Raw genomic sequence first — 17,202 nt, 5'->3', positions numbered from 1 at the left:
CCGTGCTATAATTGATACATGCACAATCGTCAAAAAATAAAGCCCCAGAGATTCAATCTCTGAGGCTCATCCTATATGCAATAGTGTTGCTGTAAATAGTAAACAGCAGTCAATAGCGTCAACTGCGTTAATAGTGTCAATACTTGCAAATGAGGTATTTTTATGCTGGAAAACAAAGAATACGTATTATGCGGCGGCACCTTCTTCACCCTGCTTCTTCAGGCAAGAAAACAGAGAACTGCCGCTAGGAAAAATGCGGTTGGCGAAAAGGACGGTCTGAATGACAGCGAGGTTCTTGAAGGGCTCATCCGTGTGGCTTTCCCCGACTATATTTCTCCTGCGGGACGTTCGATCCGAACCCATACTTCTTCATATAAAGCGTGCAGACTCTCTGCCAATGAATATCTTCCATTCGATAAAGAGGAGCTCATCCACACGTTTGACCGTGAGATAAAAGAGACTTTTTTCTCCCCTCTTCAGCGCATGTGCCAATTTTCATTGTCTTTCATCGATGAGAAAAACATGGGGAGGTGGCTCGTTCGTGCCATTCTCGATACGATCAGCCGAGACTCCAGTATCACAGATGAAATATTCTACATTGACCAAAACGGTCATCCAATGGATAAAAAGCATCTGCTCACGGCGCAGAACATCGAACTGCAGCCATTCCTTCTTGGTATTTGGCATTTCATTTTATCGAACCGAGCAGATAACACCGTTGGTGCAGCTACTATTGATTCATGGCATGATCGACCTACTGTAAAGAGAGCAAAGCGCAAGTTTAATTCAGAGGTTGGAAAGAACTGGGGCAATAGTGTTTCTGTCCATATAATTCAGGTCGACGAACCTGTATCAGGCGAGCATAAAGATTCCATCAGACCACGTAAGGTTCTGGTCGATAAGAGGTCTAGCGATTTTGATCTAGACTGGGCGAGCCGACGTAGTATGCGTTCTCCCAAAGACGAATATCGCGCATACCTTAAAAATACTCGTGAAAAATACAATAAATTGAAAACTCTTCTTTATAACGATGCGCCCGTGGAGTTTTATAATTTTTACATCTGCAACAACATCGAGCAAAGAATCTATATTAAAAAGAACAGTTACCGCAGGAAAATTATAGAAAACAGCACAGCACAGTTACTGCACGAGTGTTCAAATTTCATCTTGATTTCCGGTACGGGCGGTCTCGGAAAATCGATGATGATGCGTCACCTTCTTTTGGATTCCATAGAGCATTTTGATGAGTTTGGGAAAATTCCTATCTTTATTCCTTTGAAGGACTACAGTGATTCCTATGACAGCTTATTGGATTACATTTTTGAAAAATTTGAGGGTCTCGGTGGATCTAAAAAACTAAACGACCTCTCAAAACTACTCTCACATGGATCGTGCTTGCTACTGTTTGATGGCTTAGATGAAATAAAATCAGACTGTAGGAAGAAGTTCGAACATGACCTTGAATTTTTTGCCGACAAGTACACCGATAACATGTTCGTCATATCCTCTCGCCCAGCCGGAGCATTTATATCCCTTCATAGATTTACCGTACTCAACCTCTGCCCATTTACTAAAGAACAGGCACTTTCACTGATTGACAAGTTGGATTTTAGACCGGACGAGCCGGCAATCAAGGCGAATTTCCGAAATGAATTAGATAACACCCTATTTCGTACACATATGGAGTTCACCGAAAATCCACTCCTTCTCACCATCATGCTTATGACGTATGAGCAATTTGCAGAGATTCCATCAAAAATGCATATTTTTTACAGAGAGGCATACATCACATTATCCCAAAAACACGATGCAAGCAAAGGAGCATACAAACGCGTCTTAAAGACAGGATTGACTGCAGATCGGTTTGCAGACTATTTTGCTGAGTTCTGTGCACGAAGCTATCGTGATGAGAAGTTTGAATTCACGGATCTTCTGTTTGACCAGTATTTTAACAGTCTGCACGAACGTACAAAAGAACTGCATAACGTCACGCCGTCGGATTTCAGAGATGACCTCGTTGAAAATATGTGCCTTATGTTTTACGAGAACGGAAAGTATCATTTCACCCATCGCTCTTTCCAAGAGTATTTCTGCGCCTTGTACTTTTCAAAGCAAAAGGACAAAAACTTGAAGCGAATTGGTGATTTTTTTGAAAACAAGAATCGCCGTCACTACTCAGATAAGGCATTCAATATGCTGTATGACATGATCCCGGAGAAAATTGAAGAGTATATATTCTCTCCATTTCTAAAATCACTCTTTGTAATGTGCGACGCTAAAAATGGCTATTGGACCTTTCTTGAGGAACTGTATCCTGTACTGTACTATGAGAGCGGAGAGACAAGCCTATGGATTCGAAATGAAGCAAACTCCTTTATTTACAATGCAATTATCAGAATCCAAGATATAGCTGCGACATTGGACTTTGATGAATTACCACAAGAGGATGAATATCTTATGGATGAATGGGTTTATCTTGATTCAGATTATAAATCCCCTGAGTTCGAATCGGGTTCTCTGATAAACAAGAATGCCGTACCTTGGGAATATAAGGAGTACTTCGGAGAGCCTGAGGTCGTCGGAAGATATTATGAAATTGATATCGAAGCCATCCTAAGAAATCCAGAGAAACACGAAGATACTATCCACTTACTTGAAAGTGATGACTTTCCAATAAGGGCAGAGTTTTTAGCCGTTAGAGCATATATGCAGGAACTTATCGATAAAGAGCAGGCTGTTGGCGACGATTTGTTTGATTTGTTTCAGTAGCTCAAACTTTGCAATCCCCCTATTCCAAGTTTCTGTTTATCACTTCAATAACTACACAGGCAGGAAGTTCCAATAACGTTTAACAACTTGTGTAAGGGATAAGCTAATTTTTCCTTCTCATGCCCAGCTACATAAAAAAACCGAGGGATGCAACACACCAGTTATCGAGGAGGTAAAGCATCATGAAAGAAATTCAACCAGTGTCCATCTCGTCGGCCACAGACACTCCAAATATCAGTCGATTTATTTACACTACGTAATCAACAGGTAATGCTTGCCAGCGATCTTGCTATGCTCTATCAAGTGGAGATACGGGTTCTGAATCAGGCTGTGAAGCGGAATCAGAAAAGATTTCCCGAAAGATATTGCTTCCAGTTAACCAAGGAGGAGGCAAACTTGACATCACAAATCGTGATGTCAAGTTCCGCACATGGCGGGCGGCGAATCCTGCCTTACGCGTTTACCGAACAGAGTATAGCTATGTTGTCAGCAATTCTCCGCAGGAATATTTCTGTGGAATTAGTAAAGACTACCTCAAGAAAATTTGGTTAATTGCTATTCACCAGCAAAATTTGAGATCCCAATTTGGCACCTCAAAAGGAAAGGAACTTTTATGAGTGAGAAAGCCCCTGATCAGACATCCATAGCGCCGATAGACACAAGCCACATACGGAATTTGGTATACACCGTTCGTGGCATTCAAGTCATGCTAGACTCAGATTTGGCGCGGCTTTATCAGGTAGAAACAAGGATACTGAACCGTAATGTAGCCCGCAACGCCCGTCGCTTTCCAGAGGATTTTCGCTTTCAACTCACAGAAGATGAGTTTGAAATCTTGAAATCCCAAATTGGGATTTCAAGTGACACTGTGCATGGCGGCAGACGCTATCTCCCCTACGTCTACACCGAGCAAGGGATTTCCATGCTGTCCGGAGTACTGCGAAGTGATGTCGCCATAGAGGTCAGCATCGGCATTATGCGGGCTTTTGTTGAGATGCGACATTTCATCGCCAGCAATGCCCATCTTTTCGAGCGCATAGAACGAATGGAGCTAAAGCAACTCGTCTCTCAAAAAGAAACCGATGAAAAATTCGAGCAAGTCTTTGACTTTATCCACGCCCACACGGAGTCCAGTCAAAAGATATTCTTCAACGGGCAAATCTACGATGCATTCAGCTTATTGGCGAGCTTGATTCAAAAGGCAACCAAGGACATCATTCTCATTGACGGCTATGTAGATATAGGAACGCTCAATCTGCTGGCAAAAAAACAAGCTAATGTTTCCGTGGAAATCCACACATTCAACAATACGAGATTGACGGCAGCAGATGTTGCGACCTTCAACAGTCAATATCCAACGCTTACCATTAATCACACCAATGCCTTTCACGATCGTTTCCTTATTCTTGACCACCAAGAGGCATATCACATCGGCGCATCGCTCAAAGATGCCGGAAAGAAATGTTTTGCCATCACGCTTTTGCAAGATGAGGCTCTCCTACAGGAACTTCTGACACATTTGTGAAAAGACATTCACAGCTCTGCGAGGCCTGCAAGGAGTTGGGGGCAGACCTTCCGTTTTATGAATTACGAAGAAATGGACTTCGAGTTCATTTTAAGGCTCCCCATAGTCCACTTGTCTCTCATCCTAAATCCCCAAACCGACATAATGTCGGTTTGGATGTCGGTATAGCGTATAAAATTCTGGAACTGGTCGTAGCTAATCCTAAAATAACAATGGTTGAAATGGCAGAAAGGCTAGGTGTCGCAAAAAGAACAATTGAGCGCGAGGTAAAACAGCTTCGTGAAACAGGCAGCATCGAGCCCATCGGCAGCAAGCGATTCGGACACTGGAAAATCAACAATTGAAACTATAGGGTCGAGGCATAAGAAACTCCCATGCACTCGACCCTATAGTTTTATGGAATTGATTTGTGTGATTCAATAAAGCATTAAGCAGAATCTCGTTCATCATTACATTGTATCGTTATCGACGTTACTTCGTTCATTGCCGCTACCAAAATGATACTAGAGGGAAAGGTCAGTGTTGCGTTCGCACGCGACACGGTAATCTGACGATCCTCGATCGGCTCGCGCAGTACCTCAAGCGTCTTCTTGCTGAACTCTGGCAGCTCGTCGAGAAAGAGCACGCCGTGATGGGCAAGCGTCACCTCGCCCGGACGAGGGATGCTCCCGCCGCCGATCATCGCCACCGTCGAGGAGGTATGATGCGGACTGCGGAAGGGACGCGTCGTCACAAGCCCCGTATCCTTTCCGAGCAGCCCCGAGATGCTGTAGATCTTTGTGATCTCAATGGCTTCTTCCTTCGTCAGCTCCGGCAGAATCGAACTCATGCGGCGCGCCAGCATCGTCTTGCCCGAACCGGGCACGCCAACCATGAGGACATTGTGCCCTCCTGCCGCTGCAATCTCAAGCGCACGCTTCGCCTGATACTGTCCCTGCACATCCGCAAAGTCATCGGTGAAGGCGGCGTCCTTTTTCTGCTCTGTTACGTGTGGCATGGCGGGAGAAAGCATTTCCACGCCCGTCAGATGACGCACAAGCTGCGCCAGATTCTCGACCGCATAGACCTTCAGCCCGTCAATGAGGAGTGCCTCGTCTGCATTCGACGGTGCAACGTAGAACTCCGTTAATCCGTGTTCCCGCGCCGTAATCGCCATCGGAAGAATGCCGCTGATCGGACGGCAATTCCCATCGAGGGAGAGTTCTGCCGAAAAGAGCGCGTGCTGAACGGCTTCCTCCGGAACCATGCCATAGGATACAAGGAGTCCAACCGCAATCGGCAGATCAAGCCCCGAACTGTCCTTTCGCACATCGGCGGGTGCAAGGTTCACCGTCACCCGCTCCTGCCGCAGCTGAATGCCGGAGTTCCGAATGGCAGTCCGTACCCGCTCCTTTGACTCCTTCACCGACGTATCGGGAAGCCCCACCAGTTCAAAGCCCGGCAGCCCGGGCGATACATCCACCTCAACGTCGATAATCCGTCCGTCAATCCCGAGGGTCGTCGCACCATAAGTCTTTGCAAACAACGGCCTTCCCTCCTACGTTTCAAATATAAGAAAATTATAACACAGGATAGGGGTTGTTGCCTAATGATTCTTTGCAAAACATGTGTGCCCCCATGTATCACCGCAGCACTTTTTCTATGCAAATGATATGACATTGACCTCTCCGCATCAAATCACGCTTTATCACACTCCACGATTGCCGCACGATAAAATGCAATTTTAGCATCGAGTGCCTCCATATGTGCGTGCAGCCTATCCAGCTCTGCTGCAAGATTGGCACGATGTTCTGTGAGCATTTCCATCCGCGCCGAAAGAGTATCGTCGCCCTCTGCCCGCAGCGCAGCATAGTGCCGAATCTCCCGAATTGGCATTCCCGTCTCCTTGAGGCGTAGGAGGAACTCTGCCCACGCAACATCATGTTCAGAGTATCGCCGTCGATTCGCTGCCGTACGCTCCGGCAGGAGCAGTCCCTCATGCTCATAGTAACGCAGCGTATGAATTCCCAGCCCCGTTTTCCGTGAAAATTCACCAATACTATATTCCATAAAATCCTCTCCTTGACATAGAGTATACTCTACATTGTAAAGTAGTGCCAGAAGGAGGATTTCATCATGAGCAAACAAAACAACAGATACACCGTCATCACGGGAGCAAGCTCCGGCATCGGAGCGGCGACAGCAAAAGCATTCGCTGAGCGCGGACACAACCTCATCCTTATTGCACGGCGCACAGAGCGACTAAATGCCCTAAAGGAAGAGATTCTTACCGCACATCCGGCACTGGACATCGTTATCAAAACTGCCGATCTCTCTTCTGTCGAGAACGTCACACAAGTCTATGATACAATAAAAGCCTTACCTATTGGGACATGGATCAACAATGCGGGCTTTGGAAGCTATGGCGCAGTCGGCACATCCGACCTTGACAAAATCAGACAAATGCTTCATCTAAACATCGAGGCACTGACCGTCTTTTCCACACTCTTCGTACGAGACTTCGCTGAGATAGAAGATACGCAGCTGATCAACATTTCCTCCGTCGGCGGCTACACCATTGTCCCAACTGCTGTCACCTACTGCGCGACAAAATTCTATGTCAGTGCATTCACCGAGGGACTCGCACATGAACTCATAGCACGCGGCGCGAAGCTCCGTGCAAAGCTCCTTGCCCCCGCTGCAACGAAGACCGAGTTCGGCGCAGTCGCGAACAACAACGCCGCCTATGACTATGACAAGGTGTTCGGCACCTATCACACAAGCAACCAAATGGCAGAGTTCCTTCTCGCCCTATACGATAGCGACCAGACAATCGGTATCGTTGATCGCGAGACCTTCGCATTTCGTTTGTGCCTGCCACAGTTTCCCTATGCGGGAGGTTCTGCACATAATCAAAATGTAGTCGATGAGTAATTACGCCATCTCCTTATAATGCATCGTCAACGTACGTAGCCGTGTACGGATCACCTCTCTGAGTGCCATAGACTCGACCGTTTGAACTTCATCTCCATAGTGGATAAAGTAATCCGCGATAAACTCCTCCTCGCCCACATTGTAAAATCCATGGATATAGTACCGCCCATTCTCCTCCACAAGTCGCATGGATGAATAGTGTTCTTTATAAAAAAAATCTCGTCCTTTTGCTGTAATTTCGACAACAAAGGAGAGAGCATCTGCACGGCGATAAAGTTCCTCTGAGGGGCGTGCAAAGGACGAGAGAGGCATCCCCGCCACATCCATACACTCCTCCACCGCAGTGATGCGGTCACACCGAAAGACACGCGCCTGCCCCATCTCGAAATCATGCGCTGTGTCATACCATAAATGTGATATAATGATAAACATCTATTTGTCTGACCTGCTATTTACGAAAGGAGATGTCATTATGGCACAGCGTCCTGCATTTGATGAGATTCGCTCATATGAGGAGTTTATAAAATATTATTGGTATCGAACAGAACTCGTAGAGATTTGCAAAAAGATTGGAATTGCACACGGGGGGGTAAAAAAAGATCTCAATCACAACATTGCAGAATACTTTAAAGGGAACATAGTCAAAGCCACTCCCGAAAAAGAGCAGATGATATCATCTGGAGCGATTTCCTTGGACACACCATTACTTGCTTGCAACTTTTCGTTCAACACAAAGTTTAGAACATATTTCTCAAATCTGACGAGGGTTGCTCCCTTTAAATTTACAGCAGATATGGCGACCGCATGGCGAAAGGTGAAAGCGGATCACGACACATCGTTTACTATACAGGACATGTTGAATGTATATAAGGGGATATCGACGTATGCAAAGTATGATTCTTCTGCATGCGAATGGAACCGCTTCTTAAAAGATTTCTGCGCTGATCCCATAAATGACAAGTTCAAATCAAAATTAAAGGCAGCTGCTATCCTATGGCGAATTGTTCGTGATTCCGATCAACCTAAAATGTATTCACACACATTAGTGCAAGATCATTTAAAACAACTCGAAAAGCTTTAAGGATAACATGTCTTAATTAATTTGTTGACTGTATTGTAAGAAACGCTGATAACTGTAGTCCAACTTCTCTCAGCGCATCTTTTCCCTGCCAATGTCCCCCTATAGAGTACCAATCTTCATCCACTTTGTTTCCTTAAACAGAACAACCCCCTACATCCATCACGTCCATATTGTCCTCATGCTATCATCGGTGGACAATACGCCCCATGTGCGCATTGTGAATTTTGTCTATGCAGAGGAGAAAAAGCTCGTCTACTTCGCAACCTTTCCAGACAATGCAAAGGTTGGTGAAATCGACGCAAACCATACAGTTTCGTTCACCACGATCCCTCATGACGGGGGAACGGCACATGTCCGTGCCGTCGGCACTGCCGCGAAGAGCAAGCGCAGTATCTTCGACCTCGCCGATACATTCACAGCAAAGATTCCGGGCTACGACGAAACAATTGCTGCGGTCGGTGACGCACTCATTGTCTACGAGATCACATTTCCCACTGCGACAGTGACCGTCGATATGGAACACAGTGGAACGGTGACGATTTGAGTGTTGCTGCCCCATACCGATGATTGAAGGGCATCTTTCTTAGGGACTGTAACGAAATAGTGTTTTTGACACTACCGTTACAGCCCCTTTTTTGCGGCTAAAATCGCAGGGCGATTTTACCTCAGCCCTTCACCAAAAGCTCATACTTCCTGCGTTCTCCGGGCGGGTGCAGAACGTCCATTGCCTTTTCCATGGACAGCCCCGGCCGGTCCATTATTACAGTATTGCCTTGTATCGGCTGCGCTCCGCTGGGGGGACAGATAGCGCGTCCATCGCCTTATCGGGCGTCCATTGCAGGTTCTCCATAAGATTGCGAATCGAACGCACCAACCCCTCTTGCTTGCCTTCCTGTCTGCCTTTTTCCAATCCCTTTTCCATTCCTATTTCCATCGCTTCCTCGGCACGCACCTGGAGGGCGCGCTCTTGATCCCATGCAAAGTTCAGCATATCGAAAACCTCCTCCTTATATTTCTTCCGGAAATAATCTCTTAGATAGTCATTCTTGATACAGTACTCAACCGCGTCGATAACGGCGGATTTGAGCATACTTCCATGATTGACGCTCTCGCGCACCTTGGCGATGAAGACACTATAGGACTTTAACTCGTGACACCTTTCCAGGATGTCGCGCTTTGGCGCATCATTGATATTGATGATCTCGACTTCAAGCTCCATTGAACTCTTTTGCCTGCCGAAGGCCTCGGACAGCCGCAACATCTGGCGATCGGGTATCTCCGCTTCGCCGTTGTAGAGCACATAACAGCGCGGTGCGGGGAGCGAAATGAGCGCGCGCCGGTAGACCGCATCCGCGGGAATATACTGCCGATAGATCTCCATGAGATACATCGCGAGCCGCAGGGGCATATTCGCATTGATCGTGCTTTGATGCTCGGCGAGGATCACATGCCGATCGCGGACAAAGAAACTCACATCGTTCTTGATCCCTGAGAATAACGTCTCGTCGATGCCGGCGAGCTTGATCTCATCGGGAGACGCCGCGCTTCCCTCAAGTGCTTGATAGAGACCGGGCAGACGCAGCGGATCGTTGAATATATCGCGAAACAGCGAGTCCTTGTAATTGCGTTTCCCCGGTTTCATCACACGCTCATCTCCTTGTCCCTATTATACTATGAAAAACTTTTGTGTGACAAGAGCAGCGGCGCATCGCCCGCATGAAAATGTGCAGCGAACGATTGAATTTCGTAAGCCGAGCTCGTTTTTGTTTTTTGGCGGGCGAATCGCGGCGCATCCTGCGAGCGGAACCGAAAAAAACCGGCGGCCTGCGCAGCCCGTACGGAGCGGGAGATCGGGCCGTCCGCCGCGGGAAATCGCGCATCCGGGACTGAAAATAAGATGAAAATTATAACCTGATATAAAATTTTTTACTCATAAAGCTTGCAATTTGTTAATTCGCATGCTATGATGAAATCGTTCCAAGAGATTGGGAATCTATCGCGAAAAGGAAACAAGGATACTTCAGCGAGAATTCGCTCCTTTTGGAAATCGATAAAGTTCTATTTATCAGAAGGAGGAGTTTCTCATGAAGAAGACTCTCGTATCCGCGCTGGCAACGGCTCTTGTTGTCGGTGCGGCAAGCACCACGTTCGCCGCTGCGAACCCGTTCTCCGATGTGCCCCGCGATCACTGGGCATACGACGCCGTGACGCAGCTCGCGGCCGACGGCGTTGTCGAAGGCTACGGTGACGGCACGTTCCGCGGCGACCGCAACATCACGCGTTACGAGATGGCGCAGATGGTCGCAAAGGCGATGGCAAAGGGCGATATGTCCGCATCGGATCGCGCGCTCGTCGACCGCCTTGCCGCTGAATTCGCGGATGAGCTCAACAACCTAGGCGTCCGTGTCTCCAACCTCGAGCGCAATGCCGACATGGTGAAGTGGAACGGCAAACTCGAGTATACCTATACGAGTCAGCGCAAGAAGTTCAATCATACGAAGACGAACGATGACAATCTCTTGTTCCGCCTCGAACCGTCGGCTGAGATCAACAGCCACTGGCACGTGAACGCACGCCTTGATGCGGAGACCAAGCTGAAAACGGACGCGGGAGATGACGACGGAGACAAAGTCACGCTTAAACGGCTCTATGCACAGGGAGACTACGGCAACTTCCAGGTGAAACTCGGCAAGATGGAACTGCTCTCTGCCGAGGCGTATGCGAAACCCGGCGCTCTCGTGTTCGACGATGAGTTCTCGGGCGCCGAGGTCAGCTTTGGCAAGGATTTGAAGTTCAAACTGCAGGCCGGCCGCATTGATCTGGACGACGCCTTCGGCGCGCCCGGCGGCGGTCACGGTGCGCACAACCTGCCGGGGGATGAAGACGTGGCGAACTATCAGGGCGTCGAACTGCAGTATGACAAGAATAATGTCCTGCTGGGTGCGGGCTACTACCATCTGGGCTCCAATTATTTCAGAGGGATGCATTTCCACAGGAGAAATACGGTCCGGTACCTCAACGACAGAGCCGAGAATCTTAGAAACACGAAGGCGGATATCTGGGCCGTGAACGGCGGCGTCCGATTCGGCGACGCAGGCATGCTCTCCGGTGCTTACGCGGAGAACACAAAGGCGGACAATGCAAAGAGTTCCTGGCAGGTCACCTATGAGTACAAGGGAGCTGACCCGGAGGACAAGGGATCGTGGGGCGCTTATGTTGCCTACCGCAAACTCGGCGGATTCGCTTCCCCGTTCCCGACGAGCGACGGTGCCATGTGGGATACGAAGGGCGTAGAGCTCGGTACGGATTATACGCTTTTCAAAAACGTAGTGCTCTCGGCGAAATATTTCCGCGGCAAGGAGATCTATGTCGGACCGACAGCTGACGACAAGGCGGAGAAACTCTTCGGCCGCGTCGAGTTCTTCTTCTAAAAATACTTGCGGCACCCGCCGCATAAGAAAAGGGGCTGTTGCACGAAACAACCGTGCAGCAGCCTCAATTTTGTGCAAAAACACAGAAGCCGGTGTTTTCAAACACCGGCTTCTGGCGTAAAATATGAGTATGCAAAACCAAATTTTACATAAGGATTATACATCCTACGGAGGCACATTTCAACCCAGTCTCCCCCTCAACTTTGAATTTCAAATCAAGAAGGACGATCCCGTTCGCCTCCTGCTCCACTGCATCCATCAAATGGATCTTACACCACTGTACAGGAGCTTTCGGCGTGCCGAGCGGAATCTCGTATCACCGCATCAGCTGCTTGCCATCCTCATCTACGCATACATGAATCAAATCTACAGTTCCCGCCGCATCGAGGAGGTATGCCTAAGGGACATCCACTTCATGTATCTGCTCGAAGGGCAACCCGCACCGGATCACACAACCATTGCCCGTTTTCGCAGGGATCACTTTGCCCCCTGCGCCAAGGAGATTCTGGCACAAATGGCACAGTTTCTTGCATCCGTTGGAGCCATCTCGTTTGAGAACCTCTTTGTCGACGGTACAAAGATCGAAGCCGTTGCGGGCAAGTACACCTTCGTTTGGAAAAAAGGCGTTGCAAAGAACCGTACCAAACTCATGGAGAAACTCGACACCTTTCTTGCCGGCGTAGAAAAAGAGTTCGGTATTCACCTGCGCCGTGGCTCTGAGATTCGCCTGCACCATCTGAAACGTCTGCGCCGACGTTTGAAACGCATCCAAAAAGAGCAAAACATCATCTTCGTTTACGGGAGTGGAAGACGAAAGACCGTGCTTCAGCGTACCATGGAGACATTGGACTCTTACATCAGCCGTCTGAAGGACTACACAAAGAAACTGCACATCTGTGGGGAGCGCAACAGCTTTTCCAAGACAGATTATGAAGCAACCTTCATGCGGATGAAAGAAGATGCAATGAAGAACGGTCAGTTAAAGCCGGCATATAATCTGCAATATGGCGTGGAGGCATCCTTTATCGTATGGGCAGGTGTTTACCCGAACCCAACAGATACACGGACACTCATCCCGTTTTTGGAGGATTTTCACGCACACATCGGAAAAAGGAGCCGCAAACTCGTCGCCGATGCAGGATATGAGAGAGAGGAGAACTACCTGCATTTGAGGGAAAAGGGACAGGCCTCCTACATCAAGCCGAACAACTACGAAGTGAGCAAGAAGCGCAAATGGAAGCAGGACATCGGGCGGCGGGAGAACATGAACTACCTTGCGGCGGAGGATGTCTACCGGTGCGCTGAGGGGCGGCGACTTGTTGTGACGGGGACGCGCAGGACAAAGAGTGCGCGCGGGTATGTGAGCGAAAAGACCATGTACACGTGTACAGACTGCAACGGCTGCGAAAGAAAGAAGCAGTGCATCCATGGCAACCACAGCAAGATACCAATGGAGGAACGAACCAAGAGATTGGAGGTTGCCAAGGTCTTTCAACGAGAGCGTGCAAAGAACCTTGCACGGATCAAGAGCACGGAAGGCATCGTCCTGCGGATGAACCGCAGCATCCAGGCAGAGGGTGTCTTTGCACAGATCAAGGGAGCCTTTGGATTTCGCCGCTTTCTTACGAGGGGGCGTGCGAATGTCTTGGGTGAGACGATTCTGCTGGCACTGGCACACAACGTCTTCAAACTGCATCAAAAGATACAGAGCGGCACGTTGGAGCGGCATCTGGTATCATTGAGAGAAGCGGCATAAGAAGACGTCGGAAATAAATCAATAAGGGCACACGAATAAGGGCGAGCATTGCAATCGTCCTTATTCGTGTGCCCTATTTCTGTAGAGGTGCAAGTTTTCGTTACCGTTGTTTCACCGATCTGCCCCTATACGAAAAGATGGACTGTTGCACAAAGATAAATTTACCTTCGTGCAACAGTCCCTTTTTGCGGCGTCTGTTGCGAGGCTACTTCTGGTAAATGGAATCTTCTGCGTGATGGAATCTTTTGCGTGAAAGGTGATCTCTTGAATTTATATCTTCACCCCTCAACATCAATCTCAATCCCGCCCTTGAAAATAACAACTATTTCGCCATCCTCCTTAACTGCAATGTGATCGAGCAGTCCGCCCCATAGCTCCTCGTCAAACGCAACCTGCTCCCCGTTGATACCACAGATCATCCGTATCATTCCATCCAAGGTCTTTCTCTTGCCCTCCCTCTCGGCAATTTGCTCATCCAACCTCGCTATATGCCCCTGCTTTTCCAGATAGCGTGCGCGAATCTCATTCTCCTGTTTCAGATACGCTGTCTGATTCTGTGCCACCCGCGCATTCTCGCGAATCAGTGTTTCAAGGCGTTCTGCCAAAACACTGAGTTCCTGCTCTATTCTATTACGCTCCTCAGTCAGCTCATCCATCTGGCAAACGCTGTCAATCAGAGAGCTGAGTTCCGCAATCACATTCTCTTTGACTTCCATCAAGGAGTTCAGTGCCTTAACGAAAATCTGTTTGATTTCCTCTTCCGTCAGATGCCTCGTGCTGCATGGCTTTCCCTTGTGGGTATATTTCTTGTTGCAGCGATAGATGACTCTGCGGTATTTGTCGGTCGAGTGCCATACCTTCGCGCCATACCAACCTCCGCAGCAGCCGCATTTGATTTTGTTCGCAAAGATGCTCACACCGCTGTGCTTGCCATTCTGCTCTCTGCGTTTTATCTCCGACTGCACAAAGTCGAACAAGTCTGGAGGGATAATCGCCTCGTGATGCTCCTCCACGTAATACTGCGGAATCTCACCTGTGGAATCGCTGATAAATAGCGGATAATCATAGCTACATGATCCACAGGCACGAATTTCACAAATTGCAGTGAAAAATAGCGTGCAACACCGCCCCGACTGCTCCCTTTCTTTCCCCGAACCTCCCGTTTGAACGGGAAATTTCGAGAAAAAGGGCACACTTATCCCGTTGTCATGGAAAACCCTCTCTGCCTTCCCGCCCGCAGACACATAACGAGATTCGCCGACGCAAAGAACAGATCGTATTGCAAAAGGTTCTTCCTGAGTCCGCGATACCTTGTCTTGGACGCATGAAACATCCTCTTCACAATGAGAAAAGGATGCTCCACCTTGCTGCGAACCGAGGCTTTCGCATGCTCGATCTTCCTGTCCCAATTCGTTCCTTTGTATGCTTTTGTCATGCGGTTCTGCGAGGGCCTTTTGGCAATGCGGTAGTCCACACCTGAAAGAGCGGGCGTCTCTCGGATTTCCGTGCGCTTTTCCACACCGAGATAGCCGGAATCTCCATAGACCGTATGGTCATCTTCGCGAACCAGTTCATGAGCCTTCGCGATGTCGTGTACGTTGGCAGCTGTTGCGGTAATCGTATGGACATAGCCTGTTCCGGCATCTGCACCGGAATGGATCTTCATGCCGAAGTACCACGGATTCCCCTTCTTCGTGGAGTGCATCTCAGGATCGCTGGACTTTGTCGCGTTCTTGGTCGAACTCGGCGCGGGGATCAGTTTTCTGCTGCGCTCTTTCTGGACATAGTACGGCGCAATAAGTTTCATCCATTCGTTCCAAGGAATAATGGACTCCATGGCATCCAGAAAGGCTTCTCGTCGTGTTGTTCTTATTAACGCATTTTTCCTCTTTCTGCGAATATCATCAAAGAAGATGGCATGAAGCGATCTTTTTTTGATCGGTCATACCCGCTCAACCCTATTTTCTTTCATAAGTGGTATACTATGGGGAGAGGAGCTCTCCATTAAGATAATGACGACAGGGAGATAAAACCATGAAAAAGAAGCTTTTTCTGATTGCCTACATCGGTGCGTTAGCGGCTGTTTTTCTCTTGCCGTTTGTCCAGAGCCCGATGGGAAAAACGGATTTTATCCGGGAAGTGCTCGCTAAAAATGATGGGTTTGCCGCAGAGGGCAGCGGTACGACCGGCGGGGCTGCTGCCGTAGAGGACAATATTTTCCGCGTGACCAATAGGCAGGAGCTTATTGCCGCATTGGAGAATCGCAAAAATACGGAACCTAGGATTTTGATGGTTTACGGAACGATCGACTTTGATACGGACGCGGATGGAAAGCACCTGACGATGGAAGATTATATGGCGGAGGGCTATGATTTTCAGCAGTATTTGGACGCGTATGCACCGCATAGTACCGTGCCGCAAAGCCGAAAAGAAGAGCAGGAGGAAAAAAGAAAACAATCTCAAAAAAATCAGGAGAAAAACATCATGGTTCATGTTCCTGCCAATACGAGCATCATTGGGATTGAACATGCGAAATTAAAGGGCGTGGATTTAGTCCTCGATGCGGACAATATTATCATCCGAAATATTATGTTTGAGTCCCCCTATGATGATTTCCCGTCGTGGGATCCAAACGATGGGCCGGACGGCAACTGGAATTCTCAGTATGACAGCATTACGATCCGTGGGGGCACGCATATTTGGATCGATCATTGTCATTTCGCGGATGGCACGCAGCCGACGGAAACGTATTTTCATCGTGAATACGAGCATCGAGACGGCTTGGTCGATATCACGAATCAGGCGGACGACATCACGATGTCATACAATATTTTTGAACGTCACAATAAAGCAATCTTGATCGGGAACAGTGATGCAAAAACGTCGGACGATGGCAAACTGAATGTGACGCTGCATCATAACTATTTTCATAATTTGGTTCAGCGCGCACCGCGCGTGAGATGGGGAAAGGTTCACGTGTATAATAATTACTACCAGACGTATGAGGAAAACGGTGGATATCCTTATGAGTATTCGCTGGGCGTTGGAAAGAACTCAAAAATATATGCCGAAAATAATGTCGCAGATATCGACGGCAGGACGTATCAAGATTTTGTCAAGGTGTTTGGCGGGACGGAGTTTACTGCGGTCAATAATATCTTTAATGGCGAGAAAATCGATACATTTAGCGAGCATTTATCACCGGTCGCGTGGACGCCCGAGCGATCGATGAAAATTGACGATGTGAATGAGGTGAAGGCAAAAGTTTTACAGCAGGCAGGCGTGTTTAAGGAAGCGGTGACGCCATAAAAATCATCAGTAAAAGCCTGCTGCACATTTGTTTCGTACAGCAGCTTTTTGGCTCTACTCCAAAACTAGTAGAAAAGTTATTTTCAGAACAGAACAGGTGTAGCTAATTTTAATTTTCCTGCAACCAAGTAGATCTGATATTGTCAAGAACAGTTGACAATATCAAATCTCATCTCGTCATGCTGAATCCGGAGGTTGTAAAAGCATCCTCCGAGCAATACGAAACGGGAGAAGGATGTCTCTCCCTCCCCGGACAGAGAAAAACGATGCGGCATGAATGGATCGAAGTCACATACCGCGACATAAAATTTCGCAAACAGAAAAACAAGTTTTCTGGCTCTACGGCAAAGATCATTCAACATGAGATAGACCACTGCAACGGAGTCTTGATATGAAAACCTCGGGCTGCATATAAACG

The 17,202-nt window shown here is 48.1% G+C and carries 16 protein-coding genes and 1 pseudogene; 11 read left to right on the top strand and 6 right to left on the bottom strand.

Going from position 1 to position 17,202, the window contains the following annotated elements; genetic code table 11:
* Positions 1–162: 162 nt before the first annotated feature.
* From H1B31_RS07675 to H1B31_RS07660, 4 genes are all read left to right on the top strand, one after another.
* Entirely contained in the window at positions 163–2,769 is a 2,607-nt protein-coding gene (locus tag H1B31_RS07675; protein ID WP_185979881.1) for an NACHT domain-containing protein, read from the top strand.
* Positions 2,770–3,000: 231 nt separating this feature from the next.
* Complete coding sequence (locus H1B31_RS07670; protein ID WP_226372162.1) at positions 3,001–3,321, top strand: ORF6N domain-containing protein; 321 nt, start codon at positions 3,001–3,003, stop codon at positions 3,319–3,321.
* Positions 3,322–3,382: 61 nt separating this feature from the next.
* Positions 3,383–4,294, top strand: coding sequence for an ORF6N domain-containing protein (locus H1B31_RS07665; RefSeq protein WP_037365866.1), 912 nt, complete (start codon positions 3,383–3,385; stop codon positions 4,292–4,294).
* The gene (locus tag H1B31_RS07660) at positions 4,291–4,638 is read left to right on the top strand and encodes a winged helix-turn-helix domain-containing protein (protein WP_185979880.1); all 348 of its coding nucleotides are present in this window, start codon (positions 4,291–4,293) and stop codon (positions 4,636–4,638) included. Before H1B31_RS07665 ends, H1B31_RS07660 begins: the two co-directional genes overlap by 4 nt.
* Positions 4,639–4,721: 83 nt before the next feature.
* Here H1B31_RS07660 and H1B31_RS07655 read toward each other — a convergent pair whose 3' ends face one another.
* Positions 4,722–5,819 carry a YifB family Mg chelatase-like AAA ATPase gene (locus H1B31_RS07655; RefSeq protein ID WP_185979879.1) on the bottom strand — a complete coding sequence of 366 codons (1,098 nt, stop codon included), beginning with the start codon at positions 5,817–5,819 and terminating at the stop codon, positions 4,722–4,724.
* Positions 5,820–5,971: 152 nt separating this feature from the next.
* The gene (locus H1B31_RS07650; protein WP_185979878.1) at positions 5,972–6,343 is read right to left on the bottom strand and encodes a MerR family transcriptional regulator; all 372 of its coding nucleotides are present in this window, start codon (positions 6,341–6,343) and stop codon (positions 5,972–5,974) included.
* A gap of 66 nt (positions 6,344–6,409) precedes the next feature.
* Here H1B31_RS07650 and H1B31_RS07645 point away from each other — a divergent pair, with 66 nt between their 5' ends.
* Positions 6,410–7,207 carry an SDR family NAD(P)-dependent oxidoreductase gene (locus H1B31_RS07645; protein ID WP_185979877.1) on the top strand — a complete coding sequence of 266 codons (798 nt, stop codon included), beginning with the start codon at positions 6,410–6,412 and terminating at the stop codon, positions 7,205–7,207.
* Here the strand turns inward: H1B31_RS07645 and H1B31_RS07640 are convergent, their stop codons facing one another.
* Positions 7,208–7,639 (bottom strand): WYL domain-containing protein, encoded by a 432-nt coding sequence (locus H1B31_RS07640; RefSeq protein ID WP_185979876.1) that lies wholly within the window; start codon positions 7,637–7,639, stop codon positions 7,208–7,210. It lies immediately after the preceding gene.
* A 40-nt stretch (positions 7,640–7,679) separates the two neighbouring features.
* Between H1B31_RS07640 and H1B31_RS07635 the strand changes: the two genes are divergently transcribed.
* Positions 7,680–8,288, top strand: coding sequence for an SAP domain-containing protein (locus tag H1B31_RS07635; protein ID WP_083475859.1), 609 nt, complete (start codon positions 7,680–7,682; stop codon positions 8,286–8,288).
* A 178-nt stretch (positions 8,289–8,466) separates the two neighbouring features.
* Positions 8,467–8,832 carry a pyridoxamine 5'-phosphate oxidase family protein gene (locus H1B31_RS07630; protein ID WP_157049415.1) on the top strand — a complete coding sequence of 122 codons (366 nt, stop codon included), beginning with the start codon at positions 8,467–8,469 and terminating at the stop codon, positions 8,830–8,832.
* Between the two features lie 216 nt (positions 8,833–9,048).
* On the opposite strand, the gene H1B31_RS07625 is transcribed toward H1B31_RS07630, so the two are convergent.
* On the bottom strand, positions 9,049–9,930 hold the full coding sequence (locus tag H1B31_RS07625; protein WP_009440456.1) for an RpnC/YadD family protein: 882 nt from the start codon (positions 9,928–9,930) through the stop codon (positions 9,049–9,051).
* A 442-nt stretch (positions 9,931–10,372) separates the two neighbouring features.
* Here H1B31_RS07625 and H1B31_RS07620 point away from each other — a divergent pair, with 442 nt between their 5' ends.
* Entirely contained in the window at positions 10,373–11,719 is a 1,347-nt protein-coding gene (locus H1B31_RS07620; RefSeq protein ID WP_009440454.1) for an S-layer homology domain-containing protein, read from the top strand.
* Positions 11,720–11,843: 124 nt separating this feature from the next.
* Positions 11,844–13,475 (top strand): IS1182 family transposase, encoded by a 1,632-nt coding sequence (locus H1B31_RS07615; protein WP_221933435.1) that lies wholly within the window; start codon positions 11,844–11,846, stop codon positions 13,473–13,475.
* 278 nt (positions 13,476–13,753) lie between these two features.
* Here H1B31_RS07615 and H1B31_RS07610 read toward each other — a convergent pair.
* Both H1B31_RS07610 and H1B31_RS07605 read right to left on the bottom strand, forming a co-directional pair.
* Positions 13,754–14,515: pseudogene (locus H1B31_RS07610) on the bottom strand (recombinase zinc beta ribbon domain-containing protein); the annotation flags it as partial.
* Between the two features lie 155 nt (positions 14,516–14,670).
* On the bottom strand, positions 14,671–15,282 hold the full coding sequence (locus tag H1B31_RS07605; protein ID WP_226372086.1) for an IS5 family transposase: 612 nt from the start codon (positions 15,280–15,282) through the stop codon (positions 14,671–14,673).
* Positions 15,283–15,509: 227 nt separating this feature from the next.
* On the opposite strand from H1B31_RS07605, the gene H1B31_RS07600 reads away from it, so the two are divergent.
* Together H1B31_RS07600 and H1B31_RS07595 are read left to right on the top strand one after the other, a co-directional pair.
* Positions 15,510–16,784, top strand: coding sequence for a pectate lyase family protein (locus H1B31_RS07600; protein ID WP_185979875.1), 1,275 nt, complete (start codon positions 15,510–15,512; stop codon positions 16,782–16,784).
* A gap of 140 nt (positions 16,785–16,924) precedes the next feature.
* Positions 16,925–17,179, top strand: coding sequence for a peptide deformylase (locus H1B31_RS07595; RefSeq protein ID WP_264175545.1), 255 nt, complete (start codon positions 16,925–16,927; stop codon positions 17,177–17,179).
* The last annotated feature ends 23 nt before the right edge of the window (positions 17,180–17,202 follow it).

Origin of the sequence: Selenomonas timonae (assembly GCF_014250475.1) — a bacterium.
GTDB lineage: Bacteria > Bacillota > Negativicutes > Selenomonadales > Selenomonadaceae > Centipeda > Centipeda timonae.
Note: the sequence above shows the minus strand (reverse complement) of the source record. Positions and strands in the feature narration are given on the sequence as shown.

What these genes read in the sequence shown, in the direction of transcription:
- H1B31_RS07675 (WP_185979881.1), top strand. Translation starts at nt 163, where the DNA reads ATGCTGGAAAACAAAGAATACGTATTATGCGGCGGCACCTTCTTCACC.
- H1B31_RS07665 (WP_037365866.1), top strand. Translation starts at nt 3,383, where the DNA reads ATGAGTGAGAAAGCCCCTGATCAGACATCCATAGCGCCGATAGACACA.
- H1B31_RS07650 (WP_185979878.1), bottom strand. Translation starts at nt 6,343, where the DNA reads ATGGAATATAGTATTGGTGAATTTTCACGGAAAACGGGGCTGGGAATT.
- H1B31_RS07645 (WP_185979877.1), top strand. Translation starts at nt 6,410, where the DNA reads ATGAGCAAACAAAACAACAGATACACCGTCATCACGGGAGCAAGCTCC.
- H1B31_RS07640 (WP_185979876.1), bottom strand. Translation starts at nt 7,639, where the DNA reads ATGTTTATCATTATATCACATTTATGGTATGACACAGCGCATGATTTC.
- H1B31_RS07635 (WP_083475859.1), top strand. Translation starts at nt 7,680, where the DNA reads ATGGCACAGCGTCCTGCATTTGATGAGATTCGCTCATATGAGGAGTTT.
- H1B31_RS07630 (WP_157049415.1), top strand. Translation starts at nt 8,467, where the DNA reads ATGCTATCATCGGTGGACAATACGCCCCATGTGCGCATTGTGAATTTT.
- H1B31_RS07625 (WP_009440456.1), bottom strand. Translation starts at nt 9,930, where the DNA reads ATGAAACCGGGGAAACGCAATTACAAGGACTCGCTGTTTCGCGATATA.
- H1B31_RS07620 (WP_009440454.1), top strand. Translation starts at nt 10,373, where the DNA reads ATGAAGAAGACTCTCGTATCCGCGCTGGCAACGGCTCTTGTTGTCGGT.
- H1B31_RS07615 (WP_221933435.1), top strand. Translation starts at nt 11,844, where the DNA reads ATGAGTATGCAAAACCAAATTTTACATAAGGATTATACATCCTACGGA.
- H1B31_RS07605 (WP_226372086.1), bottom strand. Translation starts at nt 15,282, where the DNA reads ATGAAACTTATTGCGCCGTACTATGTCCAGAAAGAGCGCAGCAGAAAA.
- H1B31_RS07600 (WP_185979875.1), top strand. Translation starts at nt 15,510, where the DNA reads ATGAAAAAGAAGCTTTTTCTGATTGCCTACATCGGTGCGTTAGCGGCT.